24 protein-coding genes are annotated in these 25,616 nt (G+C 69.8%); 20 read left to right on the top strand and 4 right to left on the bottom strand.

What is annotated here, in order from left to right; all coding sequences use genetic code 11:
• The first annotated feature begins 225 nt into the window (after positions 1–225).
• The 3 genes from OIE74_RS15415 (at position 226) to OIE74_RS15405 (ending at position 4,575) form a co-directional block, all read left to right on the top strand.
• Complete coding sequence (locus OIE74_RS15415; RefSeq protein WP_329383336.1) at positions 226–1,593, top strand: dicarboxylate/amino acid:cation symporter; 1,368 nt, start codon at positions 226–228, stop codon at positions 1,591–1,593.
• 236 nt (positions 1,594–1,829) lie between these two features.
• Entirely contained in the window at positions 1,830–2,477 is a 648-nt protein-coding gene (locus OIE74_RS15410) for a TetR/AcrR family transcriptional regulator (protein ID WP_329383333.1), read from the top strand.
• A 193-nt stretch (positions 2,478–2,670) separates the two neighbouring features.
• On the top strand, positions 2,671–4,575 hold the full coding sequence (locus tag OIE74_RS15405; RefSeq protein ID WP_329392308.1) for an AMP-dependent synthetase/ligase: 1,905 nt from the start codon (positions 2,671–2,673) through the stop codon (positions 4,573–4,575).
• A 108-nt stretch (positions 4,576–4,683) separates the two neighbouring features.
• Here OIE74_RS15405 and OIE74_RS15400 read toward each other — a convergent pair whose 3' ends face one another.
• Positions 4,684–4,887, bottom strand: coding sequence for a cold-shock protein (locus OIE74_RS15400; protein ID WP_017948713.1), 204 nt, complete (start codon positions 4,885–4,887; stop codon positions 4,684–4,686).
• Positions 4,888–5,205: 318 nt separating this feature from the next.
• Here OIE74_RS15400 and OIE74_RS15395 point away from each other — a divergent pair, with 318 nt between their 5' ends.
• The 5 genes from OIE74_RS15395 (at position 5,206) to OIE74_RS15375 (ending at position 10,569) form a co-directional block, all read left to right on the top strand.
• Complete coding sequence (locus OIE74_RS15395) at positions 5,206–6,099, top strand: menaquinone biosynthetic enzyme MqnA/MqnD family protein (RefSeq protein ID WP_443076120.1); 894 nt, start codon at positions 5,206–5,208, stop codon at positions 6,097–6,099.
• 55 nt (positions 6,100–6,154) lie between these two features.
• Positions 6,155–7,891 carry a serine/threonine-protein kinase gene (locus tag OIE74_RS15390; RefSeq protein WP_329383330.1) on the top strand — a complete coding sequence of 579 codons (1,737 nt, stop codon included), beginning with the start codon at positions 6,155–6,157 and terminating at the stop codon, positions 7,889–7,891.
• Positions 7,892–7,957: 66 nt separating this feature from the next.
• Positions 7,958–9,157 carry a cyclic dehypoxanthinyl futalosine synthase gene (mqnC, locus tag OIE74_RS15385; RefSeq protein ID WP_329383328.1) on the top strand — a complete coding sequence of 400 codons (1,200 nt, stop codon included), beginning with the start codon at positions 7,958–7,960 and terminating at the stop codon, positions 9,155–9,157.
• A gap of 10 nt (positions 9,158–9,167) precedes the next feature.
• The gene (locus OIE74_RS15380; protein ID WP_329392306.1) at positions 9,168–9,833 is read left to right on the top strand and encodes an imidazolonepropionase-like domain-containing protein; all 666 of its coding nucleotides are present in this window, start codon (positions 9,168–9,170) and stop codon (positions 9,831–9,833) included.
• A 34-nt stretch (positions 9,834–9,867) separates the two neighbouring features.
• Positions 9,868–10,569 (top strand): demethylmenaquinone methyltransferase, encoded by a 702-nt coding sequence (locus OIE74_RS15375; RefSeq protein ID WP_329383325.1) that lies wholly within the window; start codon positions 9,868–9,870, stop codon positions 10,567–10,569.
• On the opposite strand, the gene OIE74_RS15370 is transcribed toward OIE74_RS15375, so the two are convergent.
• Positions 10,550–11,065, bottom strand: a complete 516-nt coding sequence (locus tag OIE74_RS15370) for a GNAT family N-acetyltransferase (RefSeq protein ID WP_329392305.1) — start codon at positions 11,063–11,065, stop codon at positions 10,550–10,552. The genes OIE74_RS15375 and OIE74_RS15370 overlap by 20 nt on opposite strands.
• A gap of 145 nt (positions 11,066–11,210) precedes the next feature.
• Here OIE74_RS15370 and OIE74_RS15365 point away from each other — a divergent pair, with 145 nt between their 5' ends.
• A complete protein-coding gene (locus OIE74_RS15365) occupies positions 11,211–12,494 on the top strand; it encodes a geranylgeranyl reductase family protein (RefSeq protein ID WP_329383322.1) in 1,284 nt (427 codons plus the stop codon).
• 6 nt (positions 12,495–12,500) lie between these two features.
• Here the strand turns inward: OIE74_RS15365 and OIE74_RS15360 are convergent, their stop codons facing one another.
• Together OIE74_RS15360 and OIE74_RS15355 are read right to left on the bottom strand one after the other, a co-directional pair.
• Positions 12,501–13,061 carry a glycoside hydrolase family 25 protein gene (locus OIE74_RS15360; protein ID WP_329383319.1) on the bottom strand — a complete coding sequence of 187 codons (561 nt, stop codon included), beginning with the start codon at positions 13,059–13,061 and terminating at the stop codon, positions 12,501–12,503.
• A gap of 151 nt (positions 13,062–13,212) precedes the next feature.
• Positions 13,213–14,034, bottom strand: coding sequence for a C40 family peptidase (locus OIE74_RS15355; protein WP_329383316.1), 822 nt, complete (start codon positions 14,032–14,034; stop codon positions 13,213–13,215).
• A gap of 794 nt (positions 14,035–14,828) precedes the next feature.
• Between OIE74_RS15355 and OIE74_RS15350 the strand changes: the two genes are divergently transcribed.
• From OIE74_RS15350 to nuoK, 11 genes are read left to right on the top strand one after another with little or no spacing between them, the layout of a single operon-like run.
• Entirely contained in the window at positions 14,829–15,188 is a 360-nt protein-coding gene (locus OIE74_RS15350) for an NADH-quinone oxidoreductase subunit A (RefSeq protein ID WP_023539436.1), read from the top strand.
• A 19-nt stretch (positions 15,189–15,207) separates the two neighbouring features.
• Positions 15,208–15,762 carry a NuoB/complex I 20 kDa subunit family protein gene (locus OIE74_RS15345; protein WP_329383313.1) on the top strand — a complete coding sequence of 185 codons (555 nt, stop codon included), beginning with the start codon at positions 15,208–15,210 and terminating at the stop codon, positions 15,760–15,762.
• On the top strand, positions 15,759–16,514 hold the full coding sequence (locus OIE74_RS15340) for an NADH-quinone oxidoreductase subunit C (RefSeq protein ID WP_329383311.1): 756 nt from the start codon (positions 15,759–15,761) through the stop codon (positions 16,512–16,514). The genes OIE74_RS15345 and OIE74_RS15340 overlap by 4 nt, the downstream gene beginning before the upstream one ends.
• Positions 16,511–17,833 (top strand): NADH-quinone oxidoreductase subunit D, encoded by a 1,323-nt coding sequence (locus tag OIE74_RS15335; RefSeq protein ID WP_329383309.1) that lies wholly within the window; start codon positions 16,511–16,513, stop codon positions 17,831–17,833. Before OIE74_RS15340 ends, OIE74_RS15335 begins: the two co-directional genes overlap by 4 nt.
• Positions 17,830–18,591 (top strand): NADH-quinone oxidoreductase subunit NuoE, encoded by a 762-nt coding sequence (nuoE, locus tag OIE74_RS15330; RefSeq protein WP_443076119.1) that lies wholly within the window; start codon positions 17,830–17,832, stop codon positions 18,589–18,591. The genes OIE74_RS15335 and nuoE overlap by 4 nt, the downstream gene beginning before the upstream one ends.
• Positions 18,591–19,946, top strand: a complete 1,356-nt coding sequence (gene nuoF, locus OIE74_RS15325; RefSeq protein WP_329383305.1) for an NADH-quinone oxidoreductase subunit NuoF — start codon at positions 18,591–18,593, stop codon at positions 19,944–19,946. Before nuoE ends, nuoF begins: the two co-directional genes overlap by 1 nt.
• On the top strand, positions 19,943–22,465 hold the full coding sequence (locus OIE74_RS15320) for an NADH-quinone oxidoreductase subunit G (protein ID WP_329383302.1): 2,523 nt from the start codon (positions 19,943–19,945) through the stop codon (positions 22,463–22,465). Before nuoF ends, OIE74_RS15320 begins: the two co-directional genes overlap by 4 nt.
• A complete protein-coding gene (nuoH, locus tag OIE74_RS15315) occupies positions 22,462–23,850 on the top strand; it encodes an NADH-quinone oxidoreductase subunit NuoH (protein ID WP_329383298.1) in 1,389 nt (462 codons plus the stop codon). Before OIE74_RS15320 ends, nuoH begins: the two co-directional genes overlap by 4 nt.
• Complete coding sequence (gene nuoI, locus OIE74_RS15310) at positions 23,843–24,502, top strand: NADH-quinone oxidoreductase subunit NuoI (RefSeq protein WP_329383295.1); 660 nt, start codon at positions 23,843–23,845, stop codon at positions 24,500–24,502. Before nuoH ends, nuoI begins: the two co-directional genes overlap by 8 nt.
• Entirely contained in the window at positions 24,499–25,320 is an 822-nt protein-coding gene (locus OIE74_RS15305; RefSeq protein ID WP_329383293.1) for an NADH-quinone oxidoreductase subunit J, read from the top strand. The genes nuoI and OIE74_RS15305 overlap by 4 nt, the downstream gene beginning before the upstream one ends.
• Positions 25,317–25,616 (top strand): NADH-quinone oxidoreductase subunit NuoK, encoded by a 300-nt coding sequence (gene nuoK / locus OIE74_RS15300; RefSeq protein WP_023539425.1) that lies wholly within the window; start codon positions 25,317–25,319, stop codon positions 25,614–25,616. Before OIE74_RS15305 ends, nuoK begins: the two co-directional genes overlap by 4 nt.

Genomic DNA, 25,616 nt, shown 5'->3' with positions numbered 1-25,616 from the left:
ACAGCAGTGCGCCATCACGCCGTGAGCCTTCCGCTCGTGGCGCGCCTGCATGTCGATCTCTGCCGCTGCATGTCCGCGGTCTGTTGCCGCTCGCACTGATCGCTCGTACCGATCCGAATCGGCATCATGCGGCGGCGCCACCTCTGAAGCACGGGCGCCGCACCCCCCAGTTCCACCCCTTCCCTCTCGTCCCCGTATCTCCGTATGCCCAACTGGAGTGTGTCCGTGTCCGCGAATTCCGAGCCCGCCACCACCGGCAAGGCCGACCAGGCCGACAAGCCGGCCGGTTCAGGCCCAGGTCTCTCCATACCCAAGGTCCCGTTCTGGGCCCAGATCGTCGCCGGTCTCGTCATCGGCGTCCTGCTCGGCTGGCTCGCCCGCAGCCAGGACATCAACTGGCTCTACACCACGCTCGACAAGATCGGCGGCATCTTCGTCCAGCTGCTGAAGCTGGCCGTCGCCCCGCTGGTCTTCTTCGCCATCCTGGTGTCGATCACCAACCTCCGTAAGGTCAACAACGCCGCCAGGCTCGCCGGGCGCACCCTGCTCTGGTTCCTGATCACCTCACTGATCGCCGTCGTCATCGGCATCGTGATCGGGCTGATCACCAACCCGGGCTCCGGCACCGGCCTCACCCCGAAGGACGGCGCGAAGCCCGAGGGTTCGGGCTCCTGGATCGACTTCCTCACCGGCATCGTGCCGACGGACGTCATCACCCCGTTCACCGAGCTCAACGTCCTCCAGATCGTCTTCCTGGCCGCCGTCGCGGGCGTCGCCGCCCTCAAGCTCGGTGACCGCGCCGCGCCGATCCTCAGCCTCAGCGAGGCCGTGCTCGAACTGCTCCAGAAGGCCCTGTGGTGGGTCATCCGCCTCGCCCCGATCGGCACCGTCGGCCTCATCGGCTACGCCATCGCGGACTACGGCTGGGACCTGATCGGCGACTACGCGACCTTCACCGCCGACGTCTACATCGGCTGCGCCATCGTCCTCTTCGGCGTCTACCCGCTGCTCCTCGCCACGGTCGCCAAGGTCAGCCCGCTCCAGTTCTTCAAGGGCGCCTGGCCCGCGATCCAGCTGGCCTTCGTCTCCCGCTCCTCGGTGGGCACGATGCCCGTCACCCAGCGGGTGACCGAGCGGCTCGGCGTGCCGAAGGAGTACACCAGCTTCGCCGTCCCGTTCGGCGCCACCACCAAGATGGACGGCTGCGCCGCGATCTACCCGTCGCTGGCGGCGATCTTCATCGCGGAGATCTTCGACGTCCAACTCGGTATCCAGGACTACCTGCTGATCGCCTTCGTCTCGGTGGTCGGCTCGGCGGCCACGGCCGGTCTCACCGGCGCCACGGTCATGCTGACCCTGACCCTCTCCACGCTGGGTCTGCCGCTGGAGGGCGTGGGCCTGCTGCTCGCGATCGACCCGATCCTGGACATGATGCGTACGGCGACGAACGTCGCCGGCCAGGCGCTGGTTCCGGTCATCGTCGCGTCCCGGGAGAAGATCCTGGACCACGACAAGTACAACTCGGCGTCGGCGTCCCCGCTCGAAGAGCAGGAGACGAGCGACCGCGAGACGGCGGTTCCGGTCGCCGCGTGATCGGATGGCTCGGGCCGTCCGGTAACTGAACACCTTTCACGTCCTGGCGGCGTTCTCGGCCTTGCGGCCGGGGGCGCCGCCGCGTCGTGTTCCGCGCACGCTCCCAAGAGGGCCGTGGAACGCCTGCTCAACTCGATCGAGCGCGCGCTCTGACCGTAGGCTTACGCCGGTTCGGGGGTACGTGGGTTGAGGGGGAAGACCAGGTGGGTTCCGCAGGCGCGGGCAGAAGCAGACGGATGCCGCGCGAGGTGCGCGAGCGGCAGATGATGGACGCCGCCGTGGCGACGTTCGGGCAGCAGGGATACCGGGCGGCGTCGATGGACGAGATCGCCGAACTGGCCGGAGTTTCCAAGCCGTTGGTGTATCTGTATCTGAACTCCAAGGAGGAGCTGTTCACGGCGTGCATCCGCCGCGAGGCCGACGCCCTCCTCGCTGCCGTACGCGACGGTGTCGTCGAGCCGGGCCTCGCGCCCGACCAGCGGCTGTGGGCCGGGCTCACCGCGTTCTTCGCGCACACCGCGCAGCACCCCGACGCGTGGTCGGTGCTGCACCGGCAGGCCCGTACGCACGGGGAGAAGTTCGCCGCCGAAGTGGCCGGAATGCGCGAGGAGTTGGTCTCCTTCGTGACGGGCCTGCTCCGGGAAGCGGCTCGTACGACGCCGGCGTCCCCCGATCTGGCGGACCTCGGCGACCGGGACGTCGTCGGCGTTGCCCAGGCGCTGGTCGGGGCCGCCGAGGCGATGGCCGGGTGGGCGAACGAGACGCCGGACGTCACGGCCAAGGAGGCGGCGTCGACGCTGATGAACTTCGCCTGGACGGGCCTGGGAGGACTGCTGGACGGCGAACGCTGGCCCGCGGGCAACTCACCCGTGCCGCGCCGGTAGTTGGCCCCCGGTGGTGGGCGCGGAGCCCGGCGGCGTGTCGCTGTCTTGATTTCGCGACCGGGGGCAGCTTTACTCGCCGGACCGGAGCCCCACGCTCCGGGCAGAGATGAGGGAACAGCGCGTGTCCGCAGACGTGCCCGCCGATGACGCGGGGTCACCGGAGCGGTCCGTGGGGTCGGGGGAGCCGTGGCAGTTGCCGGTGCCTCCTTCCGGGACCTCGCCCGCCTCGGCGGCGTTCGCGGAGGTCGAGCCCGAGAAGCTCTGGGTGGACGGAGTCGTACGGCAGGTCTCCGTACCGCCCCTCGTGCCGCCCGTCCCCGACGGCTCGCTCGCCGACATCCCCTTCGACAACGCCCGGTACGCCCCGGACGATGCCGTCCTCAGCCGTAAGGACGCGGACGGCCGCTGGCGGGACGTCACCGCCGCGGCCTTCGCCGACGAGGTCCGCGCCGTCGCCAAGGGGCTGATCGCCGAGGGGCTGCGGCCCGGCGACCGGCTCGCGATCATGGCCCGTACGACCTACGAGTGGACGCTCGTCGACTTCGCGGCCTGGGCGGCCGGTCTGGTCACCGTCCCCGTCTACCCGACCTCCTCGGCCTTCCAGGCGCGCTGGATCCTCCAGGACTCGGGCGCCGTCGCCTGCGTGGCCGAGAGCGAGGAGCAGGCCCGGCTGATCGCCTCCGAGCAACTGCCGGACCTGGCAAGCCTGTGGACCCTCGACGCAGGCGCCGTCGACACGCTGCGCGCGGCGGGAGAGGACATACCCGACGCGGAACTCGACGAGCGCCGCGCCGCGCTCTCGCCCGAGTCGGTCGCGACTCTCGTCTACACCTCCGGCACCACGGGAGGCCCGAAGGGCTGCGTCCTGACGCACGCCAACTTCTTCGCGGAGGTGGACAACTGCATCGAACTGCTCCACCCCGTCTTCAAGTCGGTGAGCAAGGAGCCCGCGTCCACCCTGCTCTTCCTGCCGCTCTCCCATGTCTTCGGCCGCATGGTCTCGGTCGGCTGTCTGCGCGCGCGGGTGCGGCTCGGGCACGCGCCGTCGCTGCGCACCGACGACCTCATCGCCGATCTCGCGGGCTTCCGGCCGACGTTCCTGCTGGCCATCCCGTACGTCCTGGAGAAGGTCTTCAACACCGGCCGCGCCACCGCCGAGAAGCTGGGCCGCGCCGCGTCCTTCGACCGCGCCGCGAGGATCGCGCGGCGGTACGGGACGGCCGTCGAGGCCGCCGCGGACGGTACGGGCCCCGGCCCGGCGCTGCCCCTCAGGGCCGCCCGCGCGCTCTACGACCCGCTGGTCTACCGGCGGATACGGGCCGCGCTCGGCGGCAAGGTGGTGCAGGCGATCTGCGGCGGCTCCCCGCTGGGGCGCCCGCTCGCCGCCTTCTACGCGGGCGCGGGGATCACGATCTTCGAGGGGTACGGCCTGACGGAGACCACGGCCGCCGCCACGGTCACGCCTCCGCTCAAACCCCGCCTGGGCACCGTCGGCTGGCCGCTGCCCGGCACCTCCGTACGGATCGCCGACGACGGCGAGGTGCTGCTGCGCGGCGGCCAAGTGTTCACCGGCTACTGGGACATGGAGCACGGCGAGTCAGTACCGGCCCTGGACGACGGCTGGTTCGCCACCGGCGACCTGGGCGCGCTGGACGACGAGGGCTATCTCACCATCACCGGCCGCAAGAAGGACATCATCGTCACCTCGGCCGGCAAGAGCGTCGCCCCGGCCCCTCTGGAGGACTGGCTGCGCGCCCATCCGCTGATCGGTCAGGCCGTGGTGCTCGGCGACAACCGCCCGTACGTCACGGCGCTGCTCACCCTTGAGACGGACGGGCTCGCGCACTGGTGCCAGATGAAGAAGAAGGAGCGCCTGTCGCGGGACGAGCTGATCGTGGACGAGGAACTGCTCGCCGTGCTGCAACGCGCGGTCGACGAGGCCAACCGGCTGGTGTCCAGGGCCGAGTCGATCCGCCGCTTCCGGGTGCTGCCCGTCTCCTTCACGGAGCAGAGCGGGCAGTTGACGCCGTCGCTGAAGGTGCGGCGGGCGGCGGTCGTCGAGGAGTTCGCGACCGAGATCGACGAGCTGTACGCGTAACGCCGCACGGACAAGGGCAGGAGCCCTGCTCCCCGCACTGGGCGTGCGGGGACAGGGCTCCTTGATACTGCTTGTTTATTTCCGTGCGCGATCTTCCGACCCGGGCAACTAGGCCGGGGTTACGTTCTCCGCCTGCGGGCCCTTCGGGCCCTGGGTGACGTCGAAGTTCACGACCTGATTCTCCTCAAGGGAGCGGAATCCGGTCGCGTTGATCGCGGAGTAGTGGACGAAGACATCCGGGCCGCCGCCGTCCTGGGCGATGAAGCCGAAGCCCTTTTCAGCGTTGAACCACTTGACGGTTCCGGTAGCCATAAGCCCTCCTTGGGCCAAAGGGTTGCCCTGCTCCAGAACCTGCAAACAAGTCTGAAAACTACAAAAGCCTGCGGGTCACATGCTCCGCAGGCTCTGTACTGCAAGGGAAACCAAACTGCAACTTGCGTCGAGCCTAGCACGCACCTCATGGCCAGCGGTAGGGGAAAGATCACCGAAAGATCAGCTCACCCCAACGTTTGAAGAGAGCCCCGGCGGGCTGACGTGGCAAGGCTTCTGACGTGCGAAGGAGGCTCGTGCGGACCCCCGTCCGGCACCCCCCGAGCGGCTCCGGCCGCATCGCGGGTCTAGCCTCGCGGTGTGGACAGCTCCCTTGAAAGCACAGCAGACGGTGAGGCGGGCGGAAGCGATCGCCCCCGCGTCCGGCCGCGCGTCGGTCACATCCAGTTCCTGAACTGCCTGCCCCTTTACTGGGGCCTCGGCAGAACAGGTGCTCTCTTCGATCTTGAGCTGACGAAGGACACCCCGGAGAAGCTCAGCGAGCGCCTTGTACGCGGAGATCTCGATATCGGTCCCGTCACCGTGGTCGAATTCCTCCGCAATGCCGAGGACCTCGTCGCATTCCCCGATCTCGCGGTCGGCTGCGACGGTCCCGTCATGTCCTGCTTGATCGTTTCGCAGGTGCCGCTCGAAGAACTCGACGGGGCGCGCGTCGCCCTCGGCTCGACCTCGCGCACCGCCGTACGGCTCGCCCAGCTCCTGCTCGCCGAGAAGTATGAGGTCGCCCCCGACTACTACACGTGTCCGCCCGATCTCGGGCTGATGATGCAGGAGGCGGACGCGGCCGTACTGATCGGCGACGCGGCCCTGCGCGCCTCGCTGCACGACGCGCCGCGCCTCGGGCTCCAGGTCCATGACCTCGGGCAGATGTGGAAGGACTGGACGGGACTCCCGTTCGTCTTCGCGGTGTGGGCGGCGCGCAAGGAGTACCTGGCGCGCGAGCCGGAGACCGTACGCCTGGTGCATCAGGCGTTCCTCGCCTCCCGTGACGTGTCACTGGAGGAGGTCACCAAGGTCGCGGAGCAGGCGGCGCGCTGGGAGACCTTCGACGCGGAGCTGCTGGAGCGCTACTTCACGACGCTCGACTTCCGCTTCGGGCCCGAACAGCTCGCGGGCGTACGGGAGTTCGCGCGCCGCACCGGACCCACGACCGGTTATCCCGCCGACCCGCACGTCGAGTTGCTCCCGTCCTGAGAAGGTGGTCCTGAGAAGGTGGGCGGGACACACACCGAACGGGGGAGGGGACGGGATGCAGCCGCTCGACGCGGACGCGCCTCGCACCATCGGCGCGTACCGGCTGCTGGGCAGGCTCGGCGCCGGTGGTATGGGCCGGGTCTATCTGGCCAGGTCGGAGGGCGGCCGGACGGTCGCCGTGAAGGTCATCCATCCGCATTTCGCGCTGGACGAGGAGTTCCGGGCCCGGTTCCGCCGCGAGGTGGCGGCGGCCCGCCGGGTCGGCGGCGCCTGGACGGCGCCGGTGCTCGATGCCGACCCGGAGGCGGCCACGCCCTGGGTCGCCACCGGCTATGTCGCCGGCCCCTCCCTGACCCAGGCGGTGGCCGCCCACGGCCCGCTGCCCGCGGTGACGGTACGGGCGCTGGGAGCCGGGCTCGCCGAGGCGCTGGGCGCGGTCCACGAACTGGGCCTCGTCCACCGCGACGTCAAACCCTCGAACGTCCTGCTGGCCCTCGACGGGCCCCGGCTCATCGACTTCGGCATCGCGCGTGCCACCGACGGCACCGCCTCGCTCACCTCCACCGGCGTCTCCGTCGGCTCGCCCGGCTACATGGCGCCCGAGCAGATACTCGGCAAGGGCGTCACGGGCGCGTCCGACGTCTTCTCGCTGGGCGCGGTGCTCGCGTACGCCGCCGCCGGGGTGAGCCCCTTTCCCGGTGACTCCTCCGCGGCGCTGCTCTACAAGGTGGTCCACGAGGAGCCCGAACTGAGCGCGCTGGACGGTGACTTGAGGGACCTGGTCGCGCACTGCCTGGCCAAGGACCCGGCCGCGCGGCCCGCCCCGGCGGAGGTCGCCGCGCGGCTGGCGCCCGCCCCCGGCGGGGCGGCCCTGCTGGTGGACGCCGGCTGGCTGCCGGACCCGCTGGTGCGCGAGGTCAGCCGGGCGGCCGTACAGCTCCTGGACCTGGAGGCGGCGCAGCCCGTACGGAGCGCTCCCGGGCAGCCGGTGCACTGGCCCACGCCCCCGGGCCCCGACACGCCCCCGCCGCCCGCCGGTCACCCGCCCACGGCGGGACATCCGCCGATCGCGGCCCACCAGGCGCCGCCGCTCGGTGAGTTCGGCGCTCCCACCTACGACGCGCGGGCCCGTCCCGTCGGCCTGCCCGGACCCCGTACGGCCGGCGGCAGCCCCCAGGACACGCAGGACACCCACGACCCCCGGATGTCCCTCTCGGTCACCGCAGGACGGGCCGGGCCGCGCCGCCGCGGGGTGAGCTGCACCGTCGCCCTCGCCGTGGCGGGCGCGCTGGCCGCCGTCACGCTGGGCGGGACGCTGCTCCTCGACCAGTTCTCGGACTCGTCCGACGTGAAGGACTCGGCGGGAGCCGGCCCGAAGCCGGGCGCGTCGGCCCCGAACGACGCCGCCACCGGCGCGGTCGCGGACGTGCCCGAGGAGTTCGTCGGCACGTGGAAGGGGCCGACGACCGAGGAGAACGGGCTGCCGCACGGCGACTACACCGTCGAGATCACCGCGGGCGGCAAGGGCGACAAGGTCCTGCGCTCCACCAGCTTCCTCTCGCTCCTCGGTGTGGAGGCCAAGTGCTACGGCGTGGGCACGCTCGTGTCCGCCACCGCCAAGGAGATCCGGATCTCGGAGTCGACCGATCCCGACCGGGCCGGCGAGGCGGGGCTGTGCACGACCACCGAGGCCGCCGCGCTGACGTTCACGCTCACCGACGAGGGGGATCTGCGCTTCGTCTCGAAGGAGGAGGCCGCGGGCAACCCCACCGGCACCCTGAAGAAGCGGTAGGGGGGCCTGGCGTACGCTGGATCGGTCCGTAGATCCACTGATACACCGCCGAAAGGTGACGCCCCGGTGACCGAGAAGGCCGACCAGCAGTCTGTCCTGGACCGCGCTGCCGAGGGTGGCCGGATCACCCCCGAAGAGGCGCTCGACCTCTACCGCTCGGCGCCCCTCCACGCGCTCGGCTCCGCCGCCGACAGCGCGCGCCGCCTGCGGTACGCGGGCACGGAGCACATCGCGACGTACATCATCGAGCGGAACATCAACTACACCAACGTCTGCGTGACGGCGTGCAAGTTCTGCGCCTTCTACGCGGCCCCCAAGGACACCGACAAGGGCTGGACCCGCGACCTCGACGACATCCTGCGCCGCTGCGCGGAGACCGTCGAACTCGGCGGCACCCAGATCATGTTCCAGGGCGGACACCACCCCGACTTCGGTGTGGAGTACTACGAAAAGCACTTCGGCGCCATCAAGGCCGCGTTCCCGCAGCTGGTCATCCACTCCCTCGGCGCGTCCGAGGTCGAGCACATGGCCCGGATCTCGGACGTCACCGTCGAGGAGGCCATCCGCCGGATCCACGCGGCCGGTCTCGACTCCTTCGCGGGCGCCGGCGCCGAACTGCTGCCGGCCCGGCCGCGTACGGCGATCGCACCGCTCAAGGAGTCCGGCGAGCGCTGGCTGGAGATCATGGAGACCGCGCACGGGCTCGGCGTCGAGTCGACGTCCACGATGCTCATGGGCACGGGCGAGACGAACGCCGAGCGGATCGAGCATCTGCGGATGATCCGCGACGTGCAGGACCGGACGGGCGGTTTCCGGGCGTTCATCCCGTACACCTACCAGCCGGAGAACAACAAGCTGAAGGGGCAGACGCAGGCCACACTCTTCGAGTACCTGCGGATGATCGCCATCGCCCGGATCTTCCTCGACAATGTCGCGCACATCCAGGGCTCCTGGCTGACCACGGGCAAGGAGGTCGGCCAACTCTCCCTGCACTACGGCGCGGACGACCTCGGCTCGATCATGCTGGAGGAGAACGTCGTCTCCTCCGCGGGCGCCAGGCACCGTTCCAACCGGCTGGAGATCATCGACCTGATCCGCAAGTCGGGGCGGGTGCCCGCGCAGCGCGCCACGACGTACGAGCACCTCGTCGTGCACGACGACCCGGCGAACGACCCGGTCGACGAGCGCGTCGTCTCGCACATCTCCTCCACGGCGATCGCGGGCGGCACGGCGCACCCCGAACTCAAGCTGCTCGACGCCAACTGACCGCGTGGCACTGACGATTCACCGGGCGGACCTGCTGCTGCCCGGCGCCGGGCGCGCGCCCGTGCCGGGCGGCGCCGTCCTGGTCGACGGCCGGAGCATCGAGGCCGTCGGCCCGTACGAGGAGCTGGCGGCGGCGCGTCCCGCCGCCCGGGTACGACGGTGGCCCGGCGTCCTCACCCCGGGACTGCGCAATCCGTACGGTCCCGAACTGCTGGAGCAGGCCTACCACCCCGACCCGCGCGAGGCCGACGAACTGGGCACCGAGCCGCTCACCGGCGCCGCGCTCGCCGCGCTGGAGATGACCGAGGGCCGCTGGGGCGCCAGTGCCCGGCGCGGGGTACGGCGAATGCTGGCGCACGGAACCGTCGCGGTCGCGGGGAGGCTCCGGCGCGAGACGGTGGCGGACGCGGTGGCGCGCTCGGGACTCGGCGTCGATGAGCGGTTCGAGGATCCGCAGGGCCCGCCGGCGCTGGATCCTCTCGCGGGCGGCAGGCCGGTCGAGGAGGCCTTCGTGCTGCCGCCGCTGGACTTCGATGGCCGTCAGGCCGACTTCGCAGTCTTCGACGTTCCCGGTCTGTCGGCCGACGGTGACCCGTACGCCGCGCTGGTGCGCGCGGGCGCGGCCAGTTGTGTGGCCACCGTCCTCGACGGGCGCCTCGTCCACCGACGTGCCTGAGCCCGCGCCGGGGGCGTACTGCTTCAATGGACGGGTGACCCGAGCCTCCCTGGACAAGCAGCCGCACGAAGTCGCCTCGATGTTCGACGACGTGGCGGCCAAGTACGACCTCACCAACGACGTGCTGTCCCTGGGGCAGGCGCGGCTCTGGCGCAAGGAGGTCGCGAGAGCGGTGAACGCCCGCCCCGCGCAGAAGATCCTCGACCTCGCCGCGGGCACCGCCACCTCGTCGATGCCCTTCGCCGCCACCGGCGCCTACGTCGTGCCGTGCGACTTCTCGCTCGGCATGCTGCGCGAGGGCAAGAAGCGCCACCCCTGGCTGCCGCTGACCGCCGGTGACGCGACGAAACTGCCCTTCCGGGACGACGTCTTCGACTCCGTCACGATCTCCTTCGGCCTGCGCAACGTCCATGACACGGACGGCGCGCTCCGTGAGCTGTACCGGGTCACCAAACCCGGGGGACAGGTCGTGATCTGTGAGTTCTCCCAGCCGACGTGGGAGCCCTTCCGGACCGTCTACACGGAGTACCTGATGCGCGCGCTGCCGCCGGTGGCACGGAGCGTGTCCTCCAACCCGGACGCGTACGTCTACCTCGCCGAGTCCATCCGCGCCTGGCCCGACCAGCCGGCTCTCGCCGGTCTGCTCCAGAAGGCCGGCTGGTCGAAGGTCGCGTGGCGGAATCTGACCGGCGGGGTCGTGGCACTGCACCGAGGCGTCAAGGTCGCTCAAGCCTGAGCCGGAAGCGGTACGCCTTCCGCTTCCCGACCGGCGTCATGAACGTCTCCTCCAGCTCCATGCCCAGGCGCCGGGTGACCGCGACCGAGCGGTTGTTGCGGGCGTCGACCATCGCCACGACGGTGGGGACGCCCGCCGCCCGTACCCGCTCCAGCGTCGCGTGCGCGGCGGCTGTCACATACCCCTTGCCCCAGTACGCCCGGCCGAGCCGCCAGCCGATCTCGATCTCGCCGACCGGGCCGAACGACGTGTGCGGCCAGGGCTGCGCGCCGGTGAAGCCGATGACCTCGTCGTTCGCGTCGAGCATCGTCCAGAGACAGAAGCCGAGTTCGGCGGCGTGCCGGCGCTGGCGGGCGGAGAACTCCTCGTACTCGGCGAGCGGCGCGGGGCCGCCGTGGAACTCCATCACGTCCGGATCGTCGAAGAGCCGGTGCCAGTGGCGCGCGTCCTCCTCGGCGGGAACGCGGAGCCGCACGACGGGGACCGGTCGGGTGATGTCGTTCACGTGGGCAGCCCTTCAACTTGTCGATCTGTACGCACCCATAGACTGCACCTGTCCAGTGCCGAACATGTCCACAGCCGTCGGTACGCCATGAACGGGACCCGCCCGCCGGGTACCACGAGCTTCGGGAGATCCCGCTGTGACCGAGCCCCTCTCCGAACACACCGCGGACGTGATCGTCGTCGGGGCCGGCCCGGCCGGTTCCACCACGGCGTACCACCTCGCCAAGTCGGGCCTGGACGTGCTGCTCCTGGAGAAGACCGCGTTCCCGCGCGAGAAGGTCTGCGGCGACGGGCTCACCCCGCGCGCCACCAAGCAGCTGGTGGGTATGGGCATCGACATCTCCGAAGAGGCGGGCTGGCTCCGTAACAAGGGGCTGCGGATCATCGGCGGCGGCGTACGGCTCCAGCTCGACTGGCCCGATCTGGCCAGCTATCCGGACTACGGACTCGTCCGCAAGCGCGACGACTTCGACGAGCAGCTGGCCCGGCAGGCGCAGAAGGCCGGCGCGCGGCTGCACGAGCGCTGCAACGTCGGCGCGCCGATCGTCGACCCGCGCACCGGCCGGATCACCGGCGTCAACGCCCGTATGGGCGAGGAGAAGACGCCCGTCACCTTCCACGCCCCGCTCGTCGTCGCGGCGGACGGCAACTCCACGCGGCTCTCGCTCGCGATGGGGCTCCACCGGCGCGAGGACCGGCCGATGGGCGTCGCGGTCCGTACGTACTTCACCTCGCCCCGGCACGACGACGACTACCTGGAGTCGTGGCTGGAGCTGTGGGACCGGCGCGGGCCGCAGGACCGGCTGCTGCCCGGCTACGGGTGGATCTTCGGCATGGGCGACGGCACGTCCAACGTCGGCCTGGGCATTCTCAATTCGTCGTCCGCGTTCCGGGAGCTGGACTGGCGCGAGGTGCTCAAGGCGTGGTGCGCTTCGATGCCGGAGGACTGGGGCTACACGCCCGAGAACATGACGATGCCCATCCGCGGCGCCGCGCTGCCGATGGCCTTCAACCGGCAGCCGCACTACACCAAGGGCCTGCTGCTGGTCGGTGACGCGGGCGGTCTGGTCAACCCGTTCAACGGCGAGGGCATCGCGTACGCCATGGAGTCCGGCCAGATCGCGGCGGACGTCATCGTGCAGGCGCAGTCCCGGCAGACCCCGGGGCAGCGCGAGATGGCGCTCCAGCGCTATCCGCGGGTCCTCAAGGACACCTACGGCGGCTACTACTCGCTGGGCCGCGCCTTCGTGAAGCTGATCGGCAACCCCAAGGTCATGAAGATCGCGACGCAGCGCGGGCTCACGCATCCGCTGCTGATGAAGTTCACGCTGAAGATGCTGGCGAATCTGACCGACCCGACGGGCGGCGACGCGATGGACCGCATCATCAACGGTCTGAGCAAGGTCGCGCCCAAGTCGTAACGGGGCTCACTCCGCGCCGTCGCCCTTGGCCCACGTGCGCAGGGCGGCGGCGTCGGCGAACCTGCCGACGTTCGTGTCCAGCGGGGTGTCCGTGTACTGGTGGAACTTCCACGCGGCTTTGATACGGGGCTTGCCCGGGGTCACGTAGTCCGCGATCCACAGCGCGTCGCCCGCCTCGCTCGTGGTGTCGCGGTTGAGCCAGAAGTCGCGGTTGCAGTACAGCCCGACGCGGTGCTTCGTGCCCCGCAGCCGCTGGACCTCCGCCAGGAATGCGTCCTTGGACGCGCACGAGACGTCCGCGTCCTCCCAGTCGGCGAACAGCGGGTCGCCCGCGCGCTCGCCGGCCTTGTCCACGAAGTACTTCGCCTGTGCCTTCACGCTGCCGGGCCGCAGGAAGTGGTAGAAGCCGACGACCAGTCCGGCCTCGCGCGCGTGCGCGGCCTGCGCGGTCATCCTGGGATTGATGTACGAGGTGCCTTCGGTGGCCTTGACGATGGCGAAGGCGAGGCCCTTCGTGGCGAAGGACGAGCTCTGGTACGACGCGACGTCGACGCCCTTGACGGTCATCGGTGGTGCCTCCTGCGCGGTGGGGGGAGATACCTGTCCGATGCCCGCGATGCCGCCGGCGCACTCACGCCGGACCCTCGGTCCGCGCGGCCTGTTGGGGCACAAGCCCCGAACCGCCCTTGTGCGCCGGGGCATCGGTCGGTCGGAGGAGTCAGAGGAGACGGACGGCGCCGCTCGGCGGGTCCCAGTCCAGCGTCTTCTCGACGACGCCCGTACCGGAGTTCTGCGCGCCGATGAACTTGCCGCCGCCGGAGTAGATCGCCACGTGGTACGCGCTGCCCGCGCCGCCCCAGTAAAGGATGTCGCCGGGCTGGAGGTTGTCCAGGGAGACCTGGGTGCCGGAGGTCGACTGCGGCTGCGAGGTGCGCGGCAGGTCGACGCCGATCTGGCGGTACGCGGCCTGGACGAGGCTGGAACAGTCCCATGAGTCGGGGCCGTTGGAGCCGAGGACGTACGCGTCGCCGACCTGGGCGCGCGCGAAGGCCAGCACGGCCGCCGCCGAGCCGGTCGCCTGCGTGGTGCCCTGGGAGGCCCCCGAGGAGGAGCCGGAGGGGGCGGAGAGCGTCGTCCGCTCCTCGGAGCGTGAGGCACGCTCCTCGGCCGCCGCCTTGGCGCGGGCGGCCTCTGCGGCCTTCTCCTTCGCCGCTGCCTCGGCCTTGCGCTCCGCTTCGGCCTTGGTCTTCTTGGCCACCTTCGCGGCGTGGGTCGCCGCGGCGTTCTCCTGGGCCTGGAGGTCGAGGTCGGCCGCGACCTGCTGGGTGGCCTCGGCGGACCGCGCGACGGCGCCCGCGATGCCGGAGGTGAGCGTGGGCATCTCGATGGTCTCGGTCACCGGCTCGGCGTTGGCCGGAGCGGCGGCACCAGCCAGCGCGATGGTGCTGAGGACGCCACCGGCAACTCCGGACCGGATCGCGGTTTTCGACGCGCCTCGGCGGGGCTTCCGGTGGCTGGGTATGTGAGCGGTGTGGGACATGAGGACAATCGCTATCAGGGCTTTTGGGTTCCCTTCAAGAAACGTGTGTTGCGCCACAGTTACGTTCGGAATAGATCAATCCGCTTAGCGGCGGCCCTTATTGACGCCGTAACGGGCATAAGGGGCACTCGTGATCATGGCTGTGATCAGAGGGTTTCGGTGAATCGCCCGGATTGCCCGCTGCCTACCATCCGTTCGCTTCGGTGGCCAAGCCCCACTTTCGAGAAGGTTGAGCGCAGTGGCGCAGGTCACAGAATGGTGAACGCGCGCAATGCCGGACGGAATGGCGGACGGGATGCCGGGCGGAATGCCGCGGGCTCGCGGACGCGCGCTCGTGAACACGTGCACGCGGTCCGCATCCGGTCGCTCCGGCCGACCGCGTCCGCGCCCGTTCGCACCCCCGTCCCCCTCCGTCCCGCGGCCTCCCCCTGGCGGGTGGAGGGCGCGCCTATCACCCGCCCGCGTTCATCTCCAATTTGCCGCTCTCCGCGTTGTCTTGATAGAGCCGCATGGCCTCCGACCAGCGGTGACTCTCCGCATTGTTACCTCAAGTGACCGATCGGACGCTGCCCGTTCGAAGATCGACCGGCCTTTCGGCGCATGATCGATCGTCGGGTGGTGGAGATCACAAACTCCTTGTCCCACCCCGTGTCGCAGATCACAGACCGGGAGGCATAGGATGCGGGACAGTCCGGCTTGTGAACTGCCTCACATACGCGTGATCTTCGTGGGGCGGCGAGACAGAAGCTCGGTTGAGGACCAACGGTCAGGGACGACTGGAAGGAGCGAGGAGCGTGAATGCCTACGCGCCAATCCTCGTGCTCGGCGCTCTCGGTGCCGCGTTTGCGATCTTCTCCGTGGTGGCGGCCACGCTTATCGGCCCGAAAAGGTACAACCGGGCAAAACTCGAAGCGTACGAGTGCGGCATCGAGCCCACTCCCACGCCGGCCGGAGGTGGCCGCTTTCCGATCAAGTACTACCTGACGGCGATGCTCTTCATCATTTTCGACATCGAGGTCGTCTTCCTTTACCCCTGGGCCGTCACCTTCGACGCACTGGGGCTTTTCGGGCTCGTGGAGATGCTGCTCTTCGTGCTCACCGTCTTCGTCGCCTACGCGTATGTGTGGCGGCGCGGCGGTCTGGAATGGGACTAAAGGCGCGGAGGGGCAACCAATGGGACTCGAAGAGAAGCTGCCGAGCGGATTTCTGCTGACCACCGTCGAGCAGGCCGCGGGCTGGGTGCGCAAGTCGTCCGTCTTTCCGGCGACCTTCGGCCTCGCCTGCTGCGCCATCGAGATGATGACGACGGGCGCCGGCCGGTACGACCTGGCTCGGTTCGGCATGGAGGTCTTCCGCGGTTCGCCGCGCCAGGCGGACCTGATGATCGTCGCGGGACGGGTGAGCCAGAAGATGGCGCCCGTCCTGAGGCAGGTCTACGACCAGATGCCCAATCCCAAGTGGGTCATCTCCATGGGGGTTTGCGCGTCGTCCGGCGGGATGTTCAACAACTACGCGATCGTCCAGGGCGTCGACCATGTCGTCCCTGTCGACATCTACCTGCCGGGCTGCCCGCCGCGGCCGGAAATGCTGATGGACTCCATCCTCAAGCTCCACCAGAAGATCCAGAGTTCCAAGCTCGGGGTCAACGCGGAGGAGGCCGCCCGCGAGGCGGAGGAAGCGGCGCTCAAGGCGCTGCCGTTGATCGAGATGAAGGGGCTTCTCAGGTGAGCGAGGAGCAGCGATCCGGGAGTTCCCCGGAGAACGACCAGCCGGCCGACGCCGGCGTTCCGTCCGCGCGCGGCCAGGCCTCCGAGGTCATCGGCGTACGCAAGGGCATGTTCGGCACCGACACCGGCGGCGGCGACACCAGCGGTTACGGCGGTCTCGTCAGGACAGTGACCCTGCCGGGCGCGTCCAGCCGCCCCTACGGTGGGCGCGACGGTGTCTTCGACGAGATCGCCGACGAACTCGAAGGCGCGCTGGAGGAGCAGGGACTGCTCCCCGCCAACGCCATCGAGAAGACCGTCGTGGACCGGGGCGAACTCACCTTCCACATCGCCCGCGAGCATCTGGTCCAGGTGGCCAGGACCCTGCGCGACGACCCGGCGCTCCGCTTCGAGCTCTGTACGGGTGTGTCCGGCGTCCACTTCCTGGGCGACAAGGGCCGTGAGCTGCACGCCGTCTACCACCTGCGTTCACTGACGCACGGCCGGCTGATCCGCCTTGAGGTGTCCGCACCGGACAGCGACCCGCATGTGCCGTCCCTGGTCGAGATCTATCCGACCAACGACTGGCACGAGCGCGAGACGTACGACTTCTTCGGCTTGATCTTCGACGGCCACCCCGCCCTCACCCGGATCATAATGCCGGACGACTGGCAGGGCTTCCCGCAGCGCAAGGACTATCCCCTCGGCGGCATCGCCGTCGAGTACAAGGGCGCCCAGATCCCGTCGCCGGACCAGCGGAGGTCGTACTCATGACCACCCCCCAAGCCACTCCCCGTGCCACCACTGAAGGCACCGTCTACACCGTCACCGGCGGTGACTGGGACGAGGTCGTCGAGACCGCGGCCAAGTCGGACGACGAGCGCATCATCGTCAACATGGGGCCGCAGCACCCGTCGACGCACGGTGTGCTCAGGCTGATCCTGGAGATCGACGGCGAGACGGTCACCGAGGCCCGCTGCGGCATCGGCTATCTCCACACCGGCATCGAGAAGAACCTCGAATTCCGCAACTGGACGCAGGGCACCACCTTTGTCACGCGCATGGACTACCTGACGTCGTTCTTCAACGAGACGGCCTACTGCCGCGCCGTGGAGTCGCTGCTGGGTATCGAGGACGACATCCCGGACCGGGCGAACGTCATCCGCGTCCTGCTGATGGAGCTCAACCGGCTCTCCTCGCACCTGGTGGCCATCGCCACCGGCGGTATGGAACTGGGCGCGACCACGATCATGATCTACGGCTTCCGTGATCGTGAACTGATCCTCGACGCGTACGAGTTGATCACCGGCCTGCGCATGAACCACGCGTACATCCGGCCCGGCGGCCTCGCCCAGGACCTTCCCCCGGGCGCCGTCGACCATCTGCGCGAGCTGCTGAAGACCCTGCGCAAGAACCTGCCGGAGTACGACAAGCTCGCCACCGGCAACCCGATCTTCAAGGCCCGTATGCAGGACGTCGGCTATCTCGACCTGGCCGGCTGCATGGCGCTCGGCGCCACGGGACCGATCCTGCGCTCGGCCGGGCTGCCGCACGACCTGCGCAAGACCGACCCGTACTGCGGCTACGAGACGTACGAATTCGACATCCCGACCGCCGAGACCTGCGACGCCTACGGCCGCTTCCTCATCCGGCTGGAGGAGATGAGGCAGTCCCTGCGGATCGTCGAGCAGTGCCTGGACCGGCTGGAGCCGGGCCCGGTGATGGTCGGCGACAAGAAGATCGCCTGGCCCGCGCAGCTCGCGCTCGGCCCGGACGGCCTCGGCAACTCGCTCGACCACATCAAGAACATCATGGGCACGTCCATGGAGGCTCTGATCCATCACTTCAAGCTGGTGACGGAGGGCTTCCGGGTCCCGCCGGGGCAGGCGTACGCCGCCGTCGAGTCGCCCAAGGGCGAACTCGGCGTGCACGTCGTCTCCGACGGGGGCACGCGCCCCTACCGGGTCCACTTCCGCGACCCGTCGTTCACCAATCTCCAGTCCATGGCGGCCATGTGCGAGGGCGGCCAGGTGGCCGACGTCATCGTCGCCGTCGCGTCCCTCGACCCCGTGATGGGAGGCGTCGACCGGTGACCACCACACCGAATTCCGAGGTCAGCCTCGGAATGCCCCAACTCCCCGCCCCCGACTACCCGGCCGATGTACGCGCCCGGCTGGAGACGGACGCGAAGGAGGTGATCGCCCGCTACCCCGACAGCCGCTCGGCCCTGCTGCCGCTGCTGCACCTCACGCAGTCCGAGGAGGGGTACGTCACCCGTACCGGCGTCCGGTTCTGCGCCGAGATGCTGGGGCTGACCACCGCCGAGGTGACCGCGGTCTCCACCTTCTACTCGATGTACCGGCGCAAGCCGTCCGGCGACTACCAGGTCGGCGTCTGCACCAACACGCTCTGCGCGGTGATGGGCGGCGACGCCATCTTCGACGAGCTGAAGCAGCACCTGGGCGTCGGCAACAACGAGACCACCGAGGACGGCAAGGTCACGCTGGAGCACATCGAGTGCAACGCGGCCTGCGACTTCGCGCCGGTGGTGATGGTCAACTGGGAGTTCTTCGACAACCAGACCGTCGAGTCGGCGAAGCAGCTCGTGGACGACCTGCGGGCCGGCGAGCAGGTCACCCCGACGCGCGGCGCGCCCCTGTGCACGTACAAGGAGACCGCGCGCATCCTCGCGGGCTTCCCCGACGAGCGCCCCGGCGCCGTCGATGCCACCGGTGGCGCGGGCCCCGCCTCGCTGACCGGCCTGAAGCTGGCCAAGGGCGAGGCGATCCCGGCCCGTACGCCCGCACCGCGCGACACGGCCACGGGCCCGGCAGCCGAGGAGGGGAAGTGATGACCACCGCACCCGAGATGAGCGACACCGGCCCGGAGAAGCTTCTCTCTCCGGTCCTGTCCGCGTTCTGGGACCAGCCCGACGCGTGGACGCTGGAGACCTACCGGCGGCACGAGGGGTACGAGGGGCTGCGCAAGGCGCTCGCCATGACGCCCGACGACCTCATCGCGTACGTCAAGGACTCCGGTCTGCGCGGCAGGGGCGGCGCAGGCTTCCCCACCGGGATGAAGTGGCAGTTCATTCCGCAGGGCGACGGCAAACCGCACTATCTCGTCGTCAACGCCGACGAGTCGGAGCCGGGCACCTGCAAGGACATCCCCCTTCTCTTCGCCAATCCGCACTCCCTCATCGAGGGAATGATCATCGCGTGCTACGCGATCCGCTCGTCGCACGCCTTCATCTATCTGCGCGGGGAGGTCGTGCCCGTCCTGCGCAGGCTGCACGAGGCCGTACGTGAGGCCTACGAGGCGGGCTACCTCGGCAAGGACATCCTCGGCAGCGGGATCGACCTCGACATCACCGTGCACGCGGGGGCCGGCGCGTACATCTGCGGCGAGGAGACCGCGCTGCTGGACTCGCTGGAGGGACGGCGCGGACAGCCCCGCCTCCGCCCGCCGTTCCCGGCGGTCGCGGGTCTCTACGCGTGCCCCACTGTGGTGAACAACGTCGAGTCCATCGCCTCGGTTCCCGCGATCCTGGGCCGCGGCAAGGACTGGTTCAAGTCGATGGGCAGCGAGAAGTCCGCGGGCTTCACGCTCTACTCGCTCAGCGGCCATGTCGCCGCCCCCGGCCAGTACGAGGCCCCGCTCGGCATCACCCTGCGCCAGCTGCTCGACATGGGCGGCGGCATGCGGCCGGGCCACCGGCTCAAGTTCTGGACCCCGGGCGGCTCTTCGACCCCGATGTTCACCGAGGAGCACCTGGACGTCCCGCTCGACTACGAGGGCGTCGGCGCCGCCGGATCCATGCTCGGCACCAAGGCCCTCCAGTGCTTCGACGAGACCACCTGTGTGGTGCGGGCCGTCACCCGCTGGACCGAGTTCTACGCCCACGAGTCGTGCGGCAAGTGCACACCGTGCCGTGAAGGCACGTACTGGCTCGTGCAGTTGCTCCGCGATATCGAGGCCGGCAAGGGCGTGCCCTCCGACCTCGACAAACTGAACGACATCGCCGACAACATCAACGGCAAGTCGTTCTGCGCCCTCGGCGACGGCGCCGCCGCGCCGATCTTCTCCTCGCTCAAGTACTTCCGCGAGGAGTACGAGCAGCACATCACCGGCAAGGGCTGCCCCTTCGACCCGGCGAAGTCCACGCTGTGGGCCGACCGACACGCGCACCTGGAGGTGAACGCATGACAGTCACCACGTCTGCCCCCTCCGGCGGCGGCGAGGCGGCGGTCCCGCCCGAAGATCTCGTCTCGCTGACGATCGACGGCATCGAGATCTCGGTCCCCAAGGGGACTTTGGTGATCCGCGCCGCCGAACTCCTCGGCATCGAGATCCCCCGGTTCTGCGACCATCCGCTCCTCGACCCGGCCGGCGCCTGCCGGCAGTGCATCGTCGAGGTCGAGGGCCAGCGCAAGCCGATGGCCTCCTGCACCATCACCTGCACCGACGGCATGGTCGTCAAGTCACAGATGACCTCGCCGGTCGCCGAGAAGGCCCAGCGCGGTGTGATGGAGCTGCTGCTCATCAACCACCCGCTGGACTGCCCGGTCTGCGACAAGGGCGGTGAGTGCCCGCTCCAGAACCAGGCGATGAGCGCCGGTCAGGCCGACAGCAGGTTCGACGGCAAGAAGCGGACCTTCGAGAAGCCCGTACCGATCTCCACCCAGGTGCTGCTCGACCGCGAGCGGTGCGTGCTCTGCGCGCGCTGCACCCGCTTCTCCAACCAGGTCGCGGGCGACCCGGTGATCGAGTTCCTGGAGCGCGGCGCGCTCCAGCAGGTCGGCATCGGCGTGGGCGACCCGTTCCAGTCGTACTTCTCCGGCAACACCATCCAGATCTGCCCGGTCGGCGCGCTGACCTCGGCGGCGTACCGTTTCCGCTCCCGCCCGTTCGACCTGGTCTCATCGCCGAGCGTGTGCGAGCACTGCGCGGGCGGCTGCGCCACCCGCACCGACCACCGGCGCGGCAAGGTCATGCGGCGCATGGCCGCCGACGACCCCGAGGTCAACGAGGAGTGGATGTGCGACAAGGGGCGGTTCGGCTTCCGCTACGCGCAGCGGGCGGACCGGATCACCTCGCCGCTCGTACGGGGCGCGGACGGCGAGCTGGAACCGGCGAGCTGGCCCGAGGCACTTGAGGCCGCCGCCAGCGGTCTCGCCGCCGCGCGCGGCCGGGCCGGGGTCCTGACCGGCGGCCGGCTGACCGTCGAGGACTCCTACGCGTACGCCAAGTTCGCCCGGGTCGCGCTCGACACCAACGACATCGACTTCCGCGCGCGCGTGCACAGCGCGGAGGAGGCCGAGTTCCTCGCCGCGTACGTCGCGGGACACGGCGTCGACCTGGACGGCAAGGGCGTCACGAACACGACGCTGGAGAAGGCCCCGGCCGTCCTGCTCGTCGGTTTCGAGTCCGAGGAGGAGGCGCCCGGCCTCTTCCTGAGGATGCGCAAGGCCCACCGCAAGCGCGGGCAGCGCAGCTTCTCCGTCGCCACACACGCCACGCGCGGTCTGACCAAGGCGGGCGGCACGCTGCTGTCGGCCGCTCCCGGCACCGAGACCGAGTGGCTCGACGCGCTCGCCTCGCAGACCGGCCTCGAAGGCGCGGGAGTCCGCGCCGCCGACGCCCTGCGCGAGAGCGGCGCGGTGATCGTCGTAGGCGAACGGCTCGCCGCCGTCCCCGGCGGGCTCACCGCCGCCGCCAGGGCCGCCACCGCGACCGGCGCCAAGCTTGTCTGGGTGCCGCGCAGGGCCGGTGAGCGCGGCGCGGTCGAGGCCGGCGCGCTGCCGACGCTGCTGCCCGGCGGCCGTCCCGCCACGGACCCGGGGGCCCGTGAGGAGGTCGCCGAGGTCTGGCGCGTACGCGAACTGCCGCACCGCCACGGCCGGGACACCGGCCAGATCGTCGAGGCCGCCGCGACCGGCGAACTCGGCGCGCTGGTCGTCGCGGGCGTCGAGGTCGCCGACCTGCCGGACCCGGCACGCGCGCGTGAGGCGCTCGGCGCCGTCGGCTTCCTGGTCTCGATGGAGCTGCGTCCCAGCGAGGTCACCGACCACGCCGACGTCGTCTTCCCCGTCGCGGCCGTCGCCGAGAAGGCCGGCACCTTCCTCAACTGGGAGGGCAGGGTCCGGATGTTCGAGGCGGCACTCAAGCCCGAGCAGATGACGCGCCGGCTGGCCACGGACGACGCGCGGGTGCTGCACATGCTCGCCGACGCCATGGACGTACCCCTGGCGCTGCCCGATCTGAAGGCCGTGCACACCGAACTGGACCGGCTCGGCCACTGGGAAGGACCGCACGCCGAAGGTCCCGTCGACTCGTCGCGTCCGCTGCCCCGTCCGGGCGCGGGCGAGGCGCTGCTCGCCGGTCACCGGCTGCTGCTCGACCAGGGCAGGCTCCAGGACGGCGACGAGGCCCTGGCGGGCACCCGCCACGCGGCCGTCGCCCGGCTCTCCGCCGCCACGGCGGCCGAGACGGGCGTCAAGGACGGCGACGTCCTGGCCGTCACCGGGCCCGCCGGCTCGGTCGAACTGCCGCTCAGCGTCACCGAGATGCCCGACAAGGTCGTCTGGCTGCCGCTGAACTCGGCCGGCGGCGGTGTCCTCGCGGACACCGGATCCCGGCCGGGCACGCTGGTCCGGATCGGCCCCGCCGAGGCACAGGCCCCGGCGGGCGCCCCGGAGTCCGACGCACCGGAGGTGCGCGCATGACCGCCCTCGCCCAACTCGGCGCGGCACCCGCGCAGAGCGTCCTCGCCGCCGAGGACCTCTCGATGTTCGGCACCGACCCGTGGTGGCTGGTGGCCCTCAAGGCCGTCTTCTGCTTCGCGTTCCTGATGGTGACCGTGCTGGTCGCCATCGTCTGGGAGCGCAAGGTCGTCGCCTGGATGCAGCTGCGCATCGGGCCCAACCGGCACGGCCCCTGGGGCATGCTCCAGTCGCTCGCCGACGGCATCAAGCTGATGCTGAAGGAAGACGTCGTCGTCAAGCGGGCCGACAAGTTCGTCTACATCCTGGCGCCGGTCATCGCGGCGGTGCCCGCCTTCATGGCGATCGCCGTGATCCCCTTCGGCCCCGCGGGCAACGAGGTCTCGATCTTCGGCCACCGCACGACGATGCAGCTGACCGACCTGCCGATCGCGATGCTCTACATCCTCGCGGTCGCCTCGGTCGGCATCTACGGCATCGTCCTCGCCGGCTGGTCGTCCGGATCGACGTACCCGCTGCTCGGCGGTCTGCGCTCGTGCGCGCAGATGATCTCGTACGAGATCGCCATGGGCGCCGCGTTCGCCTCGGTGTTCCTCTACTCCGGGTCGATGTCGACCTCGGCGATCGTCGAGGCGCAGGCCGACCGGTGGTACATCATCCTGCTGCCGGTCTCCTTCATCATCTACATCGTCACCATGGTCGGCGAGACCAACCGCGCGCCGTTCGACATGCCCGAGTCCGAGGGCGACCTGGTCGGCGGCTTCAACACCGAGTACTCGTCGATCAAGTTCGCGCTGTTCATGCTGGCCGAGTACGTCAACATGGTCACCGTCTCCGCCGTCTCCGCCACGCTCTTCCTGGGCGGCTGGCGGGCCCCGTACCCGATCTCCACGTTCTGGGAGGGTGCGAACCACGGCTGGTGGCCGATGCTCTGGTTCATCGTCAAGGTCCAGCTGCTGCTGTTCTTCTTCATCTGGCTGCGCGGCACGCTCCCGCGGGTGCGCTACGACCAGCTGATGAAGCTCGGCTGGAAGGTCCTGATCCCGGTCTCGGTCGTCTGGCTGATGCTGGTGGCCACCGTGCGTGCCCTGCGGAACGAGAACTACGACTTCCAGGACATCGTGCTCTACGTGGCCGGGGCCGTCATCGCGATCCTGCTGCTCTCCTTCGTCGCCGACATCTTCCGCGACAGGAAGGAGAAGGCCGCGGCCGCGGCCGAACCACCACCGCCCCCGTTCGATCCGATGGCCGGTGGATTCCCGGTGCCTCCGCTGCCGGGGCAGACCCTGCCGCCCGTGCCGCGCCGGCGCTCACGCGGTGAGCGCGAACTGGTTGTCAGTGGCGGGGTCAATACTGAGAGTGACGGAAAGGAGGCTGACGGTGCCTGACAACGCTTCCAAAGGTTCGAAGGGGGACGACCCCGGCGCGCGCCGGCTGAATCCGGTCGCCGGCTTCGGCGTGACCTTCAAGGCCATGTTCAAGAAGCGGCTGACCGAGCAGTATCCGGAGACGGAGAAGGTGACGGCGCCGCGCTTCCACGGCCGCCATCAGCTGAACCGTCATCCGGACGGCCTGGAGAAGTGCATCGGCTGTGAGCTGTGCGCCTGGGCCTGCCCGGCGGACGCGATCTATGTCGAGGGCGCGGACAACACCGAGGAGGAGCGCTACTCCCCGGGCGAGCGCTACGGCCGCGTCTACCAGATCAACTACGCCCGCTGCATCCTGTGCGGACTCTGCATCGAGGCGTGCCCCACGCGGGCACTCACGATGACCAACGAGTTCGAGCTCGCGGACAGTACGCGCGAGAGCCTCATCTACACCAAGGAGCAGCTCCTCGCGGGTCTGGAGGAGGGCATGGTCGAGTCCCCGCACTCGATCTTCCCCGGCACGGACGAACAGGACTACTACCGGGGCCTGGTGACCGAGGCCGCCCCCGGCACGGTCCAGCAGGTCGCCTTCACCAAGGGCGAGCGCCCGCAGGAAGGCGCCTCCGACTTCGGCGAGGACGAACCGGCGTCGAGGACGGTGATCGGCGGATGAACACGGCCGCTTCCCTCACCTCGACCGGCGAGGCCGTCCAGTTCTGGATCCTCGGCACGGTCGCCGTGCTCGGCGCGCTCGGCACCATCCTGATGAGGCGGGCCGTGCACAGCGCGCTCTGTCTCGCCGGGACCATGATCATCCTCGCGGTCTTCTATCTGGCCAACGGGGCTTACTTCCTGGGCATCGTGCAGATCGTCGTCTACACCGGCGCGATCATGATGCTGTTCCTCTTCGTGGTCATGCTCGTCGGCGTCACCGCCGCCGACTCGCTCACGGAGACGATCAAGGGCCAGCGCTGGTGGGCCGCCGCCTGCGGGCTCGGCTTCGGCATCCTGCTGATCGCCGGTATCGGCAACGCGTCACTGACGACCTTCACCGGACTCGGCGTCGCCAACGCCGGGGGCAACGTGGAAGGCCTCGCGGCCCTGATCTTCACCAGGTACGTGTTCGCCTTCGAGATCACCGGCGCCCTGCTGATCACCGCCTCGGTCGGCGCGATGGTGCTCACGCACCGCGAGCGCACCGAACGGGCCCTGACCCAGCGGGAGATGTCCGAGCGGCGGATCCGCAGCAAGCACGTACCGCCGCTGCCCGCGCCCGGTGTCTACGCCAGGCACAACGCGGTGGACATCGCCGGTCTGCTGCCCGACGGCACGACGTCCGAGCTGACGGTCAGCAAGACGCTCAAGGACCGCGGCCAGATCCGGGACGTGTCCGGTGAGGCCATGGCCGACCTGAAGGCGCTTGAGCAGCGGTCGAGCGAGCGCCTCGGCCGCCGGGACCACCGGGACCGCGAGGAGGGGGTCACCAAATGAATCCGGTCAACTACCTCTATCTCGCCGCCCTGTTGTTCACCATCGGTGCGGCCGGGGTGCTGATCCGGCGCAATGCGATCGTCGTCTTCATGTGCGTCGAGCTGATGCTCAACGCGTGCAACCTCGCGTTCGTCGCCTTCTCCCGGATGCACGGCAATCTGGACGGCCAGATCATCGCCTTCTTCACGATGGTCGTCGCAGCGGCGGAAGTCGTCGTCGGGCTCGCGATCATCGTGTCGGTGTTCCGTTCGCGCCACTCGGCCTCGGTCGACGACGCCAGCCTGATGAAGCTCTGA

The organism is Streptomyces sp. NBC_01716 (assembly GCF_036248275.1).
Classification (GTDB): Bacteria; Actinomycetota; Actinomycetes; order Streptomycetales; family Streptomycetaceae; genus Streptomyces.
This window is presented reverse-complemented; position numbering and strand designations above follow the sequence as displayed.

Bases quoted from the DNA above. Each gene is read 5' to 3' on its own strand.
- OIE74_RS15320 (WP_329383302.1), top strand. From the start codon at position 19,943: ATGACAGTCACCACGTCTGCCCCCTCCGGCGGCGGCGAGGCGGCGGTC.
- OIE74_RS15355 (WP_329383316.1), bottom strand. From the start codon at position 14,034: ATGTCCCACACCGCTCACATACCCAGCCACCGGAAGCCCCGCCGAGGC.
- OIE74_RS15335 (WP_329383309.1), top strand. From the start codon at position 16,511: ATGACCACCCCCCAAGCCACTCCCCGTGCCACCACTGAAGGCACCGTC.
- nuoK (WP_023539425.1), top strand. From the start codon at position 25,317: ATGAATCCGGTCAACTACCTCTATCTCGCCGCCCTGTTGTTCACCATC.
- nuoF (WP_329383305.1), top strand. From the start codon at position 18,591: ATGACCACCGCACCCGAGATGAGCGACACCGGCCCGGAGAAGCTTCTC.
- OIE74_RS15360 (WP_329383319.1), bottom strand. From the start codon at position 13,061: ATGACCGTCAAGGGCGTCGACGTCGCGTCGTACCAGAGCTCGTCCTTC.
- nuoH (WP_329383298.1), top strand. From the start codon at position 22,462: ATGACCGCCCTCGCCCAACTCGGCGCGGCACCCGCGCAGAGCGTCCTC.
- OIE74_RS15305 (WP_329383293.1), top strand. From the start codon at position 24,499: ATGAACACGGCCGCTTCCCTCACCTCGACCGGCGAGGCCGTCCAGTTC.
- OIE74_RS15400 (WP_017948713.1), bottom strand. From the start codon at position 4,887: ATGGCTACCGGAACCGTCAAGTGGTTCAACGCTGAAAAGGGCTTCGGC.
- OIE74_RS15345 (WP_329383313.1), top strand. From the start codon at position 15,208: ATGGGACTCGAAGAGAAGCTGCCGAGCGGATTTCTGCTGACCACCGTC.
- OIE74_RS15410 (WP_329383333.1), top strand. From the start codon at position 1,830: ATGCCGCGCGAGGTGCGCGAGCGGCAGATGATGGACGCCGCCGTGGCG.
- OIE74_RS15390 (WP_329383330.1), top strand. From the start codon at position 6,155: ATGCAGCCGCTCGACGCGGACGCGCCTCGCACCATCGGCGCGTACCGG.